Raw genomic sequence first — 14596 nt, forward strand, 5'->3', positions numbered from 1 at the left:
TAGCACGTCGGCGAGTATCAGGGACTGCACATACCCCTGACCCTGAATGCTACGCTTAACATAGGACTGAATACTCTTCACCAGTCACGAGGGACGAAGATCCCTATTCATCCGGATGGGCACCGAAGTGATGGCCATGTTCTTCTGCCCGGCCTGGATGATGGTATCTTTACTTCTTTAAGGATACTAAGAAAAACCTCCCTGTCCTTAGCTTCAATGTATATGTGATAGAGTACACGACGGTATTCTCTCCTCAATGGTCTTGCCAGAGGGCTTTGTATCACATCAAGTAATGAAATGTTAAGATTCCAGACCGGACCCCGTTTGCCGATCCCTATTACCTCTCCCTACCAGCCTCAACCGGGGTCAGCTCGTAACCCTCCAATTGCACCCTATCTTGCGCACCGACGTAGACCCGCACCTCAAGGTCGTCCACCGGCGCTTCAAGCCTCACCAGGCCATCCGCAAGGACACCAGATATCCCCTCAGTCGTCACCGCAAGGGGGAATTTAGCGTGCTGGACTGTACCTTTTTGCGAGACAACGTCAACCCAGGCTGAGTCAACCGCAGAAGCAGAGCCTTTAACTACAAGGCGATACTCCCCGGCTTTCACTGGGCTATAGGGACCAAACAAGAGGAATCCGGCGCGACCATCGGAAACAAGCCGCCCCTCTTTGAGTATTCCCACCTGGGTGAGTGTATTGCTTTCGTCGAATCGAAAAACATGTATCTTTAAAATATCCCGCTCCAAATTATACAAGCTTGAACTTTGAACATATTTGCTAGAGAGTCTAACAATCGCGTAGTGCTCCCGCTCCTCGATATGCACATAACCAGATTTTGCCAATTCCCTGATAATCGATTCCAACTCCTGCTTGTACTTCAATGGAGCAGGCCACGCATGCGCCGCCCACAGCATGTCGATATAGGGCAACACGACTGTATCTGCTTCACGCCGTACGAGAAGAAGCAACACCCGGTTGGAGAAACCACTATTGACTCTCCCCATTTGGAAAGTTCGCATGGTCAAAGGCCAGTGTTTTCGTGCTTCGACCAGGTTCTTATCACCTCCAATATTGTAAGTACGAATGTTCAGGCGTGAAGCAAGATAGTTGACCAGGAAATCATTGCGGTAGGGAAGAAACGCCACCAATTCACCCTGATACAGCACTTTCTTCATGTCGTCAACAAGATCAGCATCGATGCGGAAAAACATCTCACGGTTATTAACTTTCTCTATCCACTGCTTTTCAGGTAGAGGCAGGTTTGACACGATCAGCAGCGACAGCAATGCAAAACCCCATACCTGAGCGCGCCTGTCCATGCGGGCAATCAGTAAGACGATCAACGCCCAGAAGCCGAATACCCCAAGAGCGCTCCAACGATACGCTGCCCGCATATTCTTAAAACCTGGAAGGTTCTCGGATAGCCAAGCACTGCCGGTCGGGGCGACCGCAAGCTCAGCAGGCATAAGTGGACCCATTTCATGTGGCTTGACCGAATTGACCTTGAGAGATGGACCCAGCGACATATAAAAGCCGAACAAAGCTACCAATAAGAAACCCGCTGCCAGCTTAGTCTTTCTCCTCGTACACCACCATGCCACAAGTCCAACAAGAATCACCGGAATTGAGAATGTGGTCATCCACACTGACGCATCGCCAAAAAACTCCCGGTCGGATCGAGGCATACTTAGTCCCAACGCATCCCATAACCAGTGCATCCCCTTGGTCGGGATGGCAAGGAAGGTCAGATCAACGCCCCAGCCACGGAAGAAGTCCAAGGGTGCTGGTTCAAATTGCGGTTTTCCGACATAGACGGCGTACAGCGCATAGGCCAGCCCCAATCCCACTACATGAAGCGGGAATGCAAACACTAGCAAATGGCGCCGCCTCTCGGCGAAACGTATAAACACATAAGCAGCCAACAAACTAGAGCCAACCGCAAACATCATGAAACTGTACCCGTCCATGAAGATAGCAATCAGACAGACGGCAACGTACAACGCGGCCGAACAGATAGCATCAACTCGGTCGGTTGGCAGAAGGGTGAATATCCGCAGGGCTGCCCAGAAATAGAACGACAATAACCCAATACCGAGTGACAACATGGAATAACACGCATGCGCCCAGACCACTGGCATGCTCATCCACAACACCGCTCCCACCGCTGCAAGCGGCGCGCGCAGACCAAACATCAAGCCGATGCGCCAGGCCCCGAAAAACGACACCGCCAGCCAAAGCGCTGCCATTGCTGCATAGGCATCCGCCGGATGCAAACCCGCTGCAATGAGGAAACCTGCTGGGTATAGGACGACCAAGCCGCAAAGGGCCGGTGCCGGGTCTGGTAAGCCAAAATTTTTCGCGTAAATAGAAAAAAGCGATTCATTCACGAACGACTGAGAATAGCCGGTCGCCGCCACTGCCTGGCCTAACGTTGGTACCGCGACGAATGGCACTGCACCGTGCAAAAACAGCACAAAAGCCAGCGCCAGCATGAAAACGGCAATTGCTTTCCAATTCGTTCTGGTTCTTTTAGCTTCCCACATGTAATATCCACCCCACAACTTCATTAGGGATGCAAACACAAAAACCCCACATCCCACAAAACTGTTATCAACCACCCAAGCACTACGCGAGCAGTAAATCAGATTCCGTAATCCTGCCACCAAGCAAAAACAGCAACACCAGTTCCCGCACTCACATACCCACCGTGCACCTGGGGTGATAAGACCCGCAAGCCAGGCAACCAGGTAAGCCCCGCAGGCAATATAGCCGTATCGATGGCTTGCGGTGCGACCAGCACCATAGTGCCAACAAACACGCAGCCTGATACAGCCAGAAACACCGCCTGCCAGCCTATCGCCCGCACCACTTCCGGGCCAAGCCAGCGCAGTCGGCTCTTGTCCTCGATGCTACCCCAGACCTCACAGTGGCACTCGATGATCTCTACATCTTTCTGGATGAACCCCCGGCGAGATATACACCCTAGATTTACCCCCGTCGTAGGTTCCCCAATGTACGATTTGCATGCCAGTGCCTGCTCTCATTGTCTGACCTCCCGTACCCGCGATACTTGCCACCCAAGTAGTCCGAGAGCGAAGGCCAGACCGTCCCCCAAGGTCGTGGCCACACGCAGGGTGAGGCTGAGCCCGACGGCGACGCCACTGCCATAAAGTGACGAAAGCAACAGTACCAACACGGACTCCCGCACGCCCAGTCCCGCCGGCGCACCGGGCGTCAGGTAACCGGCGATCCAGGAGACGGCAAAGAGGCTGGTGAGCACCAAAATGCGGCTTTCGGTTTGGCCGAAAAGAAAGCGTGCTTGCACGTCGAGCACGATGCCCACGAGCAGGAAACAGAGTAGGAAGAGCCCTATTACCTTGACCAGGGTACCCAAGGTCGGTACGACGAGGCGCTCGCCTCCGGTAAACCGGCTGCCCAACGAGGGAAAGAAACCGTTGATCAAGCGTATTGCCACCCAAGGCAGGAACAGGGTTGCCAGAAACAACAAGGCTATGCTGATTATTCGCACGCCGGGCAGTTTCCCAGGTTCGATAAGATACAGGAGGGAAAACAGGGTCAACCCAGCACCAACGGCGACTCCCCAAGAGATTTCCTGAAACATGGTTTGTACCGTTGCGGACGTAGGAATTCCCACTTCCCGAGCCATGAACACCCGACCGAAATGTTGGCCTACATTGCCGGGGAGATATTTTGCGAACTGCCCGACGGAGTAGATGACCTGGATACGTTGCCAAGCTGTATTCACACCAAGACTACGCAGCAGTACCTGCCAGATGACCCCACCCAGTCCGACGCATAGCGCAGAGAGGAAGGTCGTGAACAGGAGCACGAGCAGTGTGTGCGCGCTCCATCCGAGCGCAGGGATGCGGTGAAACTGCTCAATGAAGTAACGGATAAAGAAACCTGTGGCCAACAGGGTCAGCGGGATGCCAAGCTTTTTCAGGGAGATACGCATGTCCGCTGCTCCTTATTGGGCGAATCAGCCCGAGGCTTCCGGGCGACAAAGATGAGGGTAGGCATCCAGAATGAGAATATCTTCCAGAAAGCCTTGGGCAATCGCGTTATGAGTTTCGCCAAGGCACTTTTATACTCAATTTCGCCGACAAGTCTGATCGCGTCAAGGGTGGCTTCGGTGACATTGAAACCTTGCGAAGCCAGCAGGTTCAGGGCCTGAGTTCGTGAGAGCGGACGGCAGTCGTAGCGGGTTCCCCGCCTAGTGAGCCGCATATAAGCGGACGCAAGCGGAATGGGCAGCCAACTCAGAAAAGGAAGTTTGTAGTGCGGTTCGATTAGGCGCCAGCGGTTTGGCACCGCGAAATAGAGTACTCCTCCAGGTTCCAGGCAGCGGTAGATTTCGCGTACGTGCTCCATTTGCGCCATACTCCCCCCAACATGTTCTACGACGTGATTTGAGATAATGAAATCGAATGCAGCATCTGGGTATGGCAGACGCGTGCCTTGCACTAGCTGAAATTGAAACCCTTCTTTCACTTGTCGTTGATCAGTTATGTCCACAGCATAGGTCCCTGATGGGCCGTAACCCAATCTGGAAAAATATGCAGCTATGTAACCGGAGCCAGTTCCTATGTCCAGCATAGCACGCATACCAAGATGAGCATAAAGTCTGACAAGAGCTTCAATTTTCTTAGCTTTTTTCTCACGTGATTCCCTATCGAGTATGGCATGGGAAGAGGGCAGTGCGCCATTCATTTCTTTTCTCCTGCGTGCGCTTCATAGGCAGCCAGCGTTTCGCGAGCGACTCGCTCCCATGAGAAGTCGCGTATAACCGTTTCATGGGCAACGGCGATAAAGGCGCGACGTTGCTCCACACTCCATCCAGCAATCTCGGTAATTTTCTTCACCCAAGCATCGGCATTACCTGGGGGCAAGAGAAATCCCGTTCTGCCGTCGACAACCGCATCAACGATGCCATCAATACCGCTGACGAGCAATACACCACCGTCCGCCGCCGCTTCCAGCGCTGTGAGGCCAAAACCCTCAAAGTCAAGACCACCGGTATCCACGTTTGGCATAATTACGACCAATGCCTTACGGCGAAGGTGAACCAAATCTTTATTGGAAACCACTCCAAGGAACTCAACACGCGGGTCACTGGTAATGGCCTCCCATTCCGTTCTATCCCAGCAAGTCCCAGCAATTTTCAAGGTTATGTCCTGGTCAAGTCGTGGTAGCACATTACGAATGAACCAGCTAACACCCTTACGCCGTACAAGACGCCCTACAAAAAGCACATATCGGTCAGGGTTGACATCCATAACCTCCCCAACAGGCACTGAGCGCACGCCAAGGGGCACTACCACGACATCAGAAAAACCAGCCCCCCTGCAAAGTGCTGCAGTTGCGTGAGAAATGGCTATAATTCGAAGAAAGTGACGGCAGAACCGAACGCATACGGCTAGGTAGAGACGATAGATGCGAGGCAACAAGCCTTTACGTAGACCATAGACTATATCAAGGCCATAAGCGGTAGCAATTATACGAGCATGTGGCTGAAAGATCCGCGCAATAAGTGCAAGCGGCCAGAGCACAAGATCTCCAATATGAACAACATCAACACGCCGTCCGATGGCGATCAACGCCGTCGCCGAGAGGAAAAACCTAAAAAGTGCTAGTATCGAAGGCGGCTGACCATCGGAGCGTCCTGGCAGAGATTTCACTAATAGATCAGTGTGTTGCTTGAGTTCGTTAACGAGCTCAACCGAATAGGTCTCCATACCGCCCACAGCCGGAGGCCATTTCCGCGTGATGAAAATAACACGTAATTTTTTCTTATTTTTGCTAACGGGACTTTTCATTGAATTAATCTTCCCATTCAAACTAGCAGCACTGACTTTGGCTAACGACTTTATGGGATTACGTGACCCGTATTTGTCATAACAGTTACCCACCTCCACGCCTTTTTCGGTATGACCACCAGAGATTTTCATGAGAAATCCTCCGTTCGTCGAAACACGGCCAGCTTGTTGGCACCAAACAGAAAACTCTTGTACACGGCAAGCTTTAAGCTGCATTCCATATCTGCCAGCGCCCCGGATCTGCAGCCCACATCCAGAACTCTGCCCCTTTACATACGGTCGGACCGCCTTTAACCGTTGCGAACGAAGTAAAGACGACAACAGCCCCTCTGTCCCTTGATCAGCCACGTTTACCCTCCTTGTTGAAAAAACTGTTGTTTTCACTCAAAATATGCTTTACCGTATAGCGAATATCCTCAAGCAGCTTCCTGTTTGCCGCCAGGAGATCGGCCACGAAAGCCACCAGAAACGTTTGAAATCCCATGCCGAGCAGCACCCCCGCCAGAATAACGGATTGAACGTGTCCTTCTCCTCGTCCGGTGAAGTAGTAATACAAGTAACGCAACCCAAGCAAAAAGCCCGCACCGGTTAATATTAGGCCCAGGCTCGCGAAAAAACGAAACGGCCGGTAAATGATAAAGATGCGCACCATTGTCACGATAGAACGCTCAATATAAGATGGAATACTTTTAATGAGCCGAGAAGGCCGCAGGTCCTTATTTACACGTACCGGTACAGACATGATGGCCATGTTTTTCTGACCGGCCTGGATTATGGTTTCTAGCGTGTAGGTATAGTCGCTGAATACCATCAGGCGCTGCGCTGCATCCCGACTTATGGCGCGAAAGCCGCTGGGTGCATCCGGAACGTCGGTGCGGCTGACAATTCGTACCACCCAACTCCCCAACTTTTGAAGCATTTTCTTGACGGGTGAAAAGTGCTCAATAGCATCTATGGGGCGGGCTCCGACGACAATATCGGCCCTCCCTTCCAAAATGGGAGCCACCAAAGCGGGGATGTCGTCTGCATTGTACTGATTATCTGCATCGGTATTCACGATCACATCGGCGCCGAGGCGCAAGCATGCTTCCAGGCCTGTCATGAAGGCCCGCGCCAGCCCCTGGTTACACGTATGGCAAACAATATGGTCTACCCCGTTCTCCTTCGCAATTCTCACGGTATCATCCCGGCTGCCGTCGTCAATAATCAGCCACTCAACGGTATCAAATCCCGGCACCTTACGCGGCAATGCGGCGAGTGTGATGGGAAGTGTTTCTGCCTCGTTGTAGCATGGGATTTGAATAATGAGCTTCATTTCTCCTTCCCCCATCGGACAGCAGCGCGCCGTTGCGATGCTGTGTCTGTTTGATTAAGCCCACCGGCCTATTCCCATATAAGTCCAGCCCGCTCGCCTGGCTTCTTCAGGGTCGAACAGGTTGCGCCCGTCTAGCAGAACCGGGGTGCACATCGTTCCCGCCAGGCGTGCGAGGTCCAGGTGCCGGTACTCGGGCCATTCGGTGGCCAGCACCAGGGCTTCGGCGCCTGAGACCAGGGCGTAAGGGTCCCGGAAAAACTCCACCTCCAATCCTTCTAAAGCCCGCCGCGCGTTGTCCATGGCTACCGGGTCGTGCACCCGCACGTGGGCGCCCCGCTCGACCAGAATCCTCACTACATCCAGGGCGGGAGACTCCCGCACATCGTCAGTGCCGGGCTTGAAGGCCAGGCCCAGCACCCCTATTACCCTGCCCCGCACTCCCTTCAGGGTTTCCTGGAGTTTTTCTACAATCCTGTACCTCTGCCGGGAGTTTACCTCCCGGGAAGCCGACACGATGGGCATGGTGTAGGCGTGCTCCTCCGCCATGGCGAGGAGAGCCGCGGTGTCCTTTGGGAAGCAGCTTCCTCCCCATCCCAGTCCTGCGGCGAGAAAACCGGATCCGATGCGTGGGTCAAGCCCCATACCCCGTGCCACTTCTGTCACGTCAGCGCCTACCTTTTCGCACAAGCCGGCGATTTCGTTAATGAAGCTTATCTTGAGGGCCAGGAAAGCGTTGGAGGCATATTTAATCATTTCCGCACTGGTAGGATCGGTGCTCACCAGGGGTGGCAAACTGTAACCTTCAGGACGGGGCAAAAAGGGAGGAGGGTCAAAGGTCTGCTCCAGTATCCGCTGGTAAAGCCGCCGCAGCATATCTACGCCTTCCGGTTGTTCCGCCCCCACCACGATGCGGTCGGGGTAAAATGTGCAATGGAGGGCCCTGCCCTCCCGCAGGAACTCGGGGTTGGAAACCACAAGGATGGTCGTCTTGTCTCCCACACCCCTGGCCTCCAGGACCCGCCTTACCACCTGGGATACCCGGCGGTTGGTACCGACAGGCACGGTGGACTTTACTGCCAGGCAGTGAAGTCGGCCTTTTTTCAGGCCCTCGGCCACTTCCCGGGCGGCAGCCTCCACGTACTGCGTGTCCGCCTCCCCGTTAGATTTGGCCGGTGTGCCCACCGCCACTAAAATTACTTCTGCGTCTTTTACAGCCTCCTGAATTCGGTGGGCAAAGTTGAGGTTTCTTCCGGCCAGCGACATCAATTCTTCCAGACCCTGCTCGTGGACGGGGCTCTTCCCCCTGCAGAGGAGTTCCAGCTTGGCAGGGTCTTTGTCCACGCAGGTGACCCGGTGCCCCAGATAGGCCAAGGCAGCACCGGTGGTGAGGCCAACATATCCGGTTCCAATAACTGTTACATTCATGGCACGGCTTACCTCTATTCCTGCTCTTTATGTCTTTGTATAACCAAGTAATGCCTTCGTCATTAAAACAACTTTCTTTACCCTACGGTCCCCACAATTTCCCTGTAAGCCTGCGCTACTTCTTTGGCCTCCCCTTGATTTTTTATTGCTCCTTCTTCCAGCCACACCGCCAGGTTGCACAGTTCATCCACCTGCTTTGGCGCGTGGGTGACGAAGATGATGGTCTTCCCCTGCCCCTGCAGTTCCCGGATGCGGGCCAGGCATGTGAGGTTTATGTTTGGCATGCCCTCCGCTTTAAATTTCTTCGGCTATGTTGCGCTGCAGCCGGCTGAAGAAAATCAGGCTCAGCGTCAAAAGAACTGCCAGGCCCGCGGCTAGGTAGCCCAGGGACGTCCAGTCGGGCCAGCGGCCGTAAAAGAAAATGGCCCGGTAGGCTTCCATCAGGGGGGTGGCGGGATTGAGGTTGAAGAAGGGTTTCACTTTCGCCGGTATTATGTCCACCGGGTAGAGCACGGGGGTGAGGAAAAACCACACGGTCATCAAAATACCCACGATGTGCTCCAGGTCCCGGAAGTAAACGTTGGTCACCGAAACACAGAGGGCCAGGGAAGTCACCAGCATGGTTTCCACCAGCAGCACTGCCGGGAAGGCCAGGAGCGCTGCGGTGAGCTTAATTTTGAAGGCCAGAAGGGCCGGAACGAGGATTAAAAGGCTTAACAGGTAGTTGACCAGGTTGGCCAGGACCACCGAGAGGGGCAGGACCTCCCGGGGGAAGTAGATTTTTTTAATCAGGGCGCCGTTCTGCACCAGGCTGGTCGCCCCCTGGAGGACTGAGACCGAAAGATAGTTCCAGGGTAAAAGAGCCACAAAAAGAAACATGGCGTAGTTTTCAATTTGAGCCCGCATGACAAAAGAAAATACGACGTTATAAACAACCAGCATCAAAAGAGGATTGAAGAATGTCCACAAAAAACCGAGCACCGATCCTTTGTAGCGTGCCCGGAGCTCTTTGGCCACCAGATTTTTGAGCATTTCCCTGTAGGCGTAAATCTCTTTGATCTGCTCACACATATTATTGCACCTGCTTGATTTATCCCTGCAAGGCCGGAACCGCCTTCAACTGCTGGAAAATCGCTTCCAAACTTTTGTTTATCTGCCCGGCTTCCTTCACCAGCTTTTTCGCTTCCTCTGTTTTACCCTGCTTTTCTCTCACCAGGGCCAGCCAGAGGGATGCTTCTCCTTTCAACTGATTATCCTGCATTGCGGCCTGCAGGCTTTTTTCCGCTCCCGGCAGGTCGCCCAGCAGGTACCGGGCCTGCCCCATCCCCAGGTGCACTCCGGGCGTAACAGAGAGCATGGGGGCGTCTACCCAGAGCTTCTTCTCCTCTTCCCCCAGCCCCGCCACCCGGGCCTGGATCATCTCCGGCACCTTCAGGGCTTCTTCCAGGTGCCGGCGGGCGGCATCCCTGTTGCTTGCCTGCAGTTCACCCCTGCCGGCGGCTGCACAGGTGGCGGCCAGGGTTTCGTACCAGGCGATCTGATACGGTGCCAGTTCCACTGCCCGGCGGGCGTAAGCCACGGCGTCGGTATACCTGCCGGCGGCCAGGGAGGCCCGGGCCAGGTCGGCCTGGCGGCCGGCGCTGTAACGGCTTAAGGCGGCGGCCCGGCGGGCTTCCTCCAGGGCCTGCCGGGGCCTGCCCATACTGAGGTAAATGCGCATCAGGACGGTATGGTAGTCGGCGTTGAGGGGACTATATGCCGCTGCCTTTTGCATGGCGGCCAGGCCCTGCTGGACGTTTCCCTGCTGCAGGTATTCAGTTGCCTGACGGGCGTAGCTGTTGGCCGAGGCCAGAAAAAAGGCAAAAAGGAACACCATCGCGGCAGTAATAGATGCCGTAACCAGGATCGCCGGGCGAGATTGGTTCCGTACAGGCCTGGTCTTAGTCACCCCCGGCTCAGGGGGATTTGTTACAGGTAAGCTCTCGTTTTTTAGTTCTTTTTTGTGCCTGCTTTTCTTTCCCAATGTTCACCATTCCCGTTTATGATTCAATTTTGTTATCGCTTAACGCCCGGGTGCAGGCGAAAAGTGCCCACAGGACCAGGGTGAGGGCGGACAGGGACAGGTCGAAGTCAGCTGCTGCGTGCAGGCCCACGGCCAGGGCTCCGGCGGTCATGGCCCAGGCCATGGCCCGGCGGGTACTGCCGGCGGGCGCTCTCCAGTACGCCCGGTGGGCGGCCCACAGGAAGTAGGCCCAGATGCCCAGCATCACAAGCAGTCCCACCATGCCGGTCTCCACGGCCACCTGGAAGTAGTGGCTGTGCACTTCGTTGGAGTTGTACAGGTAACCCTGGTAGGCCCGGTAGGCCTCTTCCCAGCCGCCGCCCCCCCAGCCCAGAACGGGGCGGTCTTTAATCATGGCCACTGCATCCCGGACGAAATAGGTGCGTTCAAAGGCGTTGCGCAGGTAGGTAAAGCTTGTCACCTTCTCCAGTGCCTGGGGGTGTGTGGTCAACACCGCCGTGCCTGCAATCAAACAGGCCAGTATCATGGAGGCTAAAGCCATATTCACCCGTTTTTTATCTTCCAGCCACGGGGATAAAGAGCGTTTTCCGGCAAAGGCGTAAACCCACTGCCCGGCCAGCACCAGGGCCAGCCCACCTAAGATCCAGAGCCAGGCCGTTCCCACCTGCTTGGCCATGGCCGCCGCAATGAACTTATGGGATGCAATATAACCAAGGCCGCCCACATACAGCGCGTGCAGCAGTACGGGCAGGCGCTTTTGCCAGTGCAGCCCGATCAGGTAGAGCACGAACACCGCTCCGGTGATGAGCAGGCCGCCGCGGGATCTGGTGCCGAAGAACACGGCCAGGATGATAAAGTTGGCCGCGGCGTAAAAATACCTGTACGGCCGGCATTCCAGGAGGCGCCGGGGCAGGGTTTTGAGCAGCGCCCGGTCGGTGATGGTTTCACCCACGGTGCGGGAACCATAATGCGACCAGAAGAATAGCCCCAGGAAGCCCGCCAGGGCCAGGTAGCTGGCCAGGGCGTTGGGGTACTGGAAGGTGGAATAAATGCGCCCGTTTAGGAAACCGTCCTTTATATATACCAAGCCGGTGGCCGTGAAGAGCCCGGCCAGCGCCGCACCGGCGGCGGCCAGATAAATGACATGCAGCAGCCGGCCGGCGTCTTCTTCCCGCTCCACCACCTGAGCGACCACCCAGTAGGCCAGGAAATACAGGACGTTCTTAACGATCTCGTCCACCGCCAGGCCGTAGTTGACCGCACCAAAGGCGGCAATAATGTACACCAGCGGCAGGGCCAGGGTGAAATAGTCCAGGGGATGCGATAAAAAGCTGTAATCCCGCCGACCGTGCTTCCAGAGCCAGGTGAACCAGAAGACCACCGCCGCGCCCATCAGGGCCAGTTCCTGCTCGGGGGGAAAGAAGAGCCCCCGGAAAAAGGGTGGGAAAAAGAGCAGCGCTGCCAGTCCCCAGAAGGCGACCTGGTAGGTCCAGGGGCGGGCAGCAGCCGCGGCCTCCACTGATTCCCCTGTCCGGGCCGCCCGGGGGGCGGTAGCAGTTGCTTTGGCCATGGGTCTAACTCCTTCTGTGTTATAAAGTTTTGTCGGGATACTTTAATGCACAGATTACACCATTCTACAATAATTCCATGATTCCTGCATCTAACTCCTTTTTTGTTGTAAAATCCTCCTGCAAAAAAATACATTCGATCCGTTTACTTTTAAGGCGGGGTTTCTACCCGCCTTGGTTAATCAATATCGCGTTCCCAGCTGTTCCACCCGCTCTTCCGGGCTGATGATGCTGGTGATGCGCACACCGAAGTTCTCGTTTACCACCACCACTTCCCCCCGGGCCACCAGAGTGCCGTTAACCAGCACCTCCACCGGCTCATCCACCAGGGAAGAAAGTTCCACAATGGCTCCCGGAGTTAGATTCAGTACCTCTTTAATTGGCCGCCGGGTGCGGCCCAAGACTACACTGACCTTTAAGGGGATGTCCAGCAACAGCTCCAGCTTACGCTGTTCCTCTTCGCTCAAGGTGCCAAAAGCACGCCTTTCGCCGCTACTTGCCGGGGGTGGTTCCGCCCGGGCAGCTGCCGGCTGGGGTTCTGGTTTCGGAGCGGCCTCCTGCTCCCCGGCTGCCGGTTCCGGAGGGGGAGCTGTCGTTTCCGCCACCAACTGCCCCAAAAGCATGGCGGCCTCCTCTTTGGCCGTCTCCAGACTCATGATCTGCATGATCTCCGTATCCACCAGATCGCCGATGGTCATCTTGAAGGAAACCACGACAATGGGGTCTTCGGTGGGCAGCCGGTAACCGACCCCTCCTTCGGACACCTCCAGCACCGTGGTCTGGGGTGGGGAGATGTTGATGGTACGGCGGAAGATGGTGGCCAGAGAGGTGGAGGCCGTGCCGATCATCTGGTTCATGGCTTCCGATGCGGCTGAAAGCTCCAGTTCGGAAATCTGCTCGGCCACGTTGGTGCCGTCGCCGCCCATCATCAAATCGGCCATGACCATGGCGTCCTTTAACTGGATGATGAGTACGTTGAACCCCTTGAGCCCTTCCTTAAACTCCACCTGAATGATTACATAGGGCACTTTGAAACTGGAAAAAAACTCCTCCTGGGTGCAGGTTAATACCCGGGGACTGGTAATGGTTACTTTTTGGTTCAACAGCTCCGACAGGGTGGTTGCTGCCGACCCCATGGAAATGTTGCCGATCTCCCCCAGGGCGTCCCTTTCCTCCGGGGTCAGGTTCACCGCCGGACTGCAGCCTGTGGTGGGCGCTTCACTCTCTGCATGGCTGGTGCCTGCAGGTCCCCCCGCTGCCAGTTCCGGATTTTCCCCGGGGGCGGCTGCCGGGACCTCCACTTCCAGGGCAGGCGCAGCTGTGGCCGCCACCTCGTCCGCCGCTTCCGGCGCAGGTTCTCCGGCAGCGGCCTTTAACAGAGCGTCTATTTCTTCCTGACTTAAAAACTGACTATTATCGGACACCATTCATTTCCTCCCCGCTGAGCGATACCACCTGCACCGCCAGGTTTTGCCCCACCCGACCGGCCTGCACGCCAAATTTACGTTCCCCTTCCACGTAAAGGTCCAGGTCCTGGTTTACATGACGGTTTAACACCAGCACGTCACCTTCCTGCAGTTGCAGCAATTCATGTACGGTGATTTCCGTTTCTCCCAGGACTACCTGCAATTCCACCCGGGAAAACCCAAGCCAGTGGCTCAGCCGCTCCAGATCCTCGGGGCGGGGGCCCCCCACCTGGCGGCTGAACTGCTGGCGGACCGAAAGCCGGGATATCACCGGCTCCATCAATATGTACGGCAGGCAGAGATTGATAAAGCCCCGTTCTTCCTCGTTAATGGCTACGGCAAAGGTAATGAGGGCTACCACTTCGTTGGGTGAGTACAGCTGTTGCATGCGGGGATTGGATTCGATGGCTTCGACCCGGGGCTCTACGGTATAAAAATCATGCCAGGCAAGGGCCAGGTGCTCTAAAATGCGTTCCACCAGCCGTCTTACCACGGTCAGCTCAATGTCCGTCAGTTCCCTCATCTGAACGGTGGAAGTACCCGGTCCCCCAAAAAGCAGGTCCAGCATCGGAAAAACCACCTGGGTGTTGATTTCCATCAAGGCCGAGCCTTCCAGGGGCTTTAAACCAAAGACGGCCAGGGCTGTGGGACTGGGAATGGAACGGATAAATTCTTCGTAAATCATTTGCCCCACCGAGGCCATTTCCACGTTGACCGCCGTCCGCAGGTAACCGGAAAGAAAGCTGGACAAAAGCCGGGCAAAATGCTGGTGCAACATTTCCAGGGTGCGCAGGTGTTCTTTGGAAAACTTGTTCGGCCGGCGGAAGTCGTAAGGTTTAATCGGAGGAGCCGGAGGCTTTTTTACCTCCTCCAGGCTCAGCTCGCCGGAAGTAAGGGCCGCCAGAAGGGAATCTATTTCCCCCTGGCTCAGGACTTCCTGCATTCAATGTGCCCCCT

Annotated in this window: 12 protein-coding genes; all 12 read right to left on the reverse strand. The window is 55.5% G+C overall.

The window, feature by feature from the left end; translation table 11 throughout:
- Positions 1 to 337 precede the first annotated feature (337 nt).
- The 12 genes from BUA65_RS07600 to fliM all read right to left on the reverse strand — a co-directional run bounded on the left by BUA65_RS07600 (position 338) and on the right by fliM (position 14582).
- Positions 338 to 2548, reverse strand: coding sequence for a hypothetical protein (locus BUA65_RS07600; RefSeq protein WP_072868577.1), 2211 nt, complete (start codon positions 2546 to 2548; stop codon positions 338 to 340).
- A gap of 497 nt (positions 2549 to 3045) precedes the next feature.
- Positions 3046 to 3981: a lysylphosphatidylglycerol synthase domain-containing protein gene (locus BUA65_RS07605; RefSeq protein WP_072868579.1), complete on the reverse strand. Its 936-nt coding sequence runs from the start codon at positions 3979 to 3981 to the stop codon at positions 3046 to 3048.
- Positions 3966 to 4736, reverse strand: a complete 771-nt coding sequence (locus BUA65_RS07610) for a class I SAM-dependent methyltransferase (RefSeq protein WP_072868580.1) — start codon at positions 4734 to 4736, stop codon at positions 3966 to 3968. The genes BUA65_RS07605 and BUA65_RS07610 overlap by 16 nt, the downstream gene beginning before the upstream one ends.
- A complete protein-coding gene (locus BUA65_RS07615) occupies positions 4733 to 5974 on the reverse strand; it encodes a glycosyltransferase family 4 protein (RefSeq protein ID WP_165613216.1) in 1242 nt (413 codons plus the stop codon). The genes BUA65_RS07610 and BUA65_RS07615 overlap by 4 nt, the downstream gene beginning before the upstream one ends.
- A gap of 208 nt (positions 5975 to 6182) precedes the next feature.
- The gene (locus BUA65_RS07620) at positions 6183 to 7157 is read right to left on the reverse strand and encodes a glycosyltransferase family 2 protein (RefSeq protein ID WP_072868584.1); all 975 of its coding nucleotides are present in this window, start codon (positions 7155 to 7157) and stop codon (positions 6183 to 6185) included.
- Between the two features lie 54 nt (positions 7158 to 7211).
- Complete coding sequence (locus BUA65_RS07625; protein ID WP_278246271.1) at positions 7212 to 8600, reverse strand: UDP-glucose dehydrogenase family protein; 1389 nt, start codon at positions 8598 to 8600, stop codon at positions 7212 to 7214.
- A 59-nt stretch (positions 8601 to 8659) separates the two neighbouring features.
- Positions 8660 to 8866 (reverse strand): hypothetical protein, encoded by a 207-nt coding sequence (locus BUA65_RS07630; protein WP_072868588.1) that lies wholly within the window; start codon positions 8864 to 8866, stop codon positions 8660 to 8662.
- Between the two features lie 10 nt (positions 8867 to 8876).
- A complete protein-coding gene (locus BUA65_RS07635; protein ID WP_072868590.1) occupies positions 8877 to 9653 on the reverse strand; it encodes an ABC transporter permease in 777 nt (258 codons plus the stop codon).
- A 19-nt stretch (positions 9654 to 9672) separates the two neighbouring features.
- The gene (locus BUA65_RS07640; RefSeq protein WP_131821477.1) at positions 9673 to 10530 is read right to left on the reverse strand and encodes a tetratricopeptide repeat protein; all 858 of its coding nucleotides are present in this window, start codon (positions 10528 to 10530) and stop codon (positions 9673 to 9675) included.
- Positions 10531 to 10621: 91 nt separating this feature from the next.
- Positions 10622 to 12175 (reverse strand): O-antigen ligase family protein, encoded by a 1554-nt coding sequence (locus BUA65_RS07645; protein ID WP_072868593.1) that lies wholly within the window; start codon positions 12173 to 12175, stop codon positions 10622 to 10624.
- A 180-nt stretch (positions 12176 to 12355) separates the two neighbouring features.
- Positions 12356 to 13600 carry a flagellar motor switch phosphatase FliY gene (gene fliY, locus BUA65_RS07650; protein ID WP_072868595.1) on the reverse strand — a complete coding sequence of 415 codons (1245 nt, stop codon included), beginning with the start codon at positions 13598 to 13600 and terminating at the stop codon, positions 12356 to 12358.
- The gene (gene fliM, locus BUA65_RS07655) at positions 13587 to 14582 is read right to left on the reverse strand and encodes a flagellar motor switch protein FliM (protein ID WP_072868597.1); all 996 of its coding nucleotides are present in this window, start codon (positions 14580 to 14582) and stop codon (positions 13587 to 13589) included. The genes fliY and fliM overlap by 14 nt, the downstream gene beginning before the upstream one ends.
- Positions 14583 to 14596: the final 14 nt, after the last annotated feature.

Origin of the sequence: Desulfofundulus thermosubterraneus DSM 16057 (assembly GCF_900142025.1) — a bacterium.
Classification (GTDB): domain Bacteria; phylum Bacillota; class Desulfotomaculia; order Desulfotomaculales; family Desulfovirgulaceae; genus Desulfofundulus; species Desulfofundulus thermosubterraneus.

Excerpts from the sequence above, each read along its gene's own strand:
- fliM (WP_072868597.1), bottom strand. The coding sequence starts at position 14,582 with ATGCAGGAAGTCCTGAGCCAGGGGGAAATAGATTCCCTTCTGGCGGCC.
- BUA65_RS07630 (WP_072868588.1), bottom strand. The coding sequence starts at position 8,866 with ATGCCAAACATAAACCTCACATGCCTGGCCCGCATCCGGGAACTGCAG.
- BUA65_RS07600 (WP_072868577.1), bottom strand. The coding sequence starts at position 2,548 with ATGTGGGAAGCTAAAAGAACCAGAACGAATTGGAAAGCAATTGCCGTT.
- BUA65_RS07645 (WP_072868593.1), bottom strand. The coding sequence starts at position 12,175 with ATGGCCAAAGCAACTGCTACCGCCCCCCGGGCGGCCCGGACAGGGGAA.
- BUA65_RS07620 (WP_072868584.1), bottom strand. The coding sequence starts at position 7,157 with ATGAAGCTCATTATTCAAATCCCATGCTACAACGAGGCAGAAACACTT.
- BUA65_RS07615 (WP_165613216.1), bottom strand. The coding sequence starts at position 5,974 with ATGAAAATCTCTGGTGGTCATACCGAAAAAGGCGTGGAGGTGGGTAAC.
- fliY (WP_072868595.1), bottom strand. The coding sequence starts at position 13,600 with ATGGTGTCCGATAATAGTCAGTTTTTAAGTCAGGAAGAAATAGACGCT.
- BUA65_RS07605 (WP_072868579.1), bottom strand. The coding sequence starts at position 3,981 with ATGCGTATCTCCCTGAAAAAGCTTGGCATCCCGCTGACCCTGTTGGCC.
- BUA65_RS07635 (WP_072868590.1), bottom strand. The coding sequence starts at position 9,653 with ATGTGTGAGCAGATCAAAGAGATTTACGCCTACAGGGAAATGCTCAAA.
- BUA65_RS07610 (WP_072868580.1), bottom strand. The coding sequence starts at position 4,736 with ATGAATGGCGCACTGCCCTCTTCCCATGCCATACTCGATAGGGAATCA.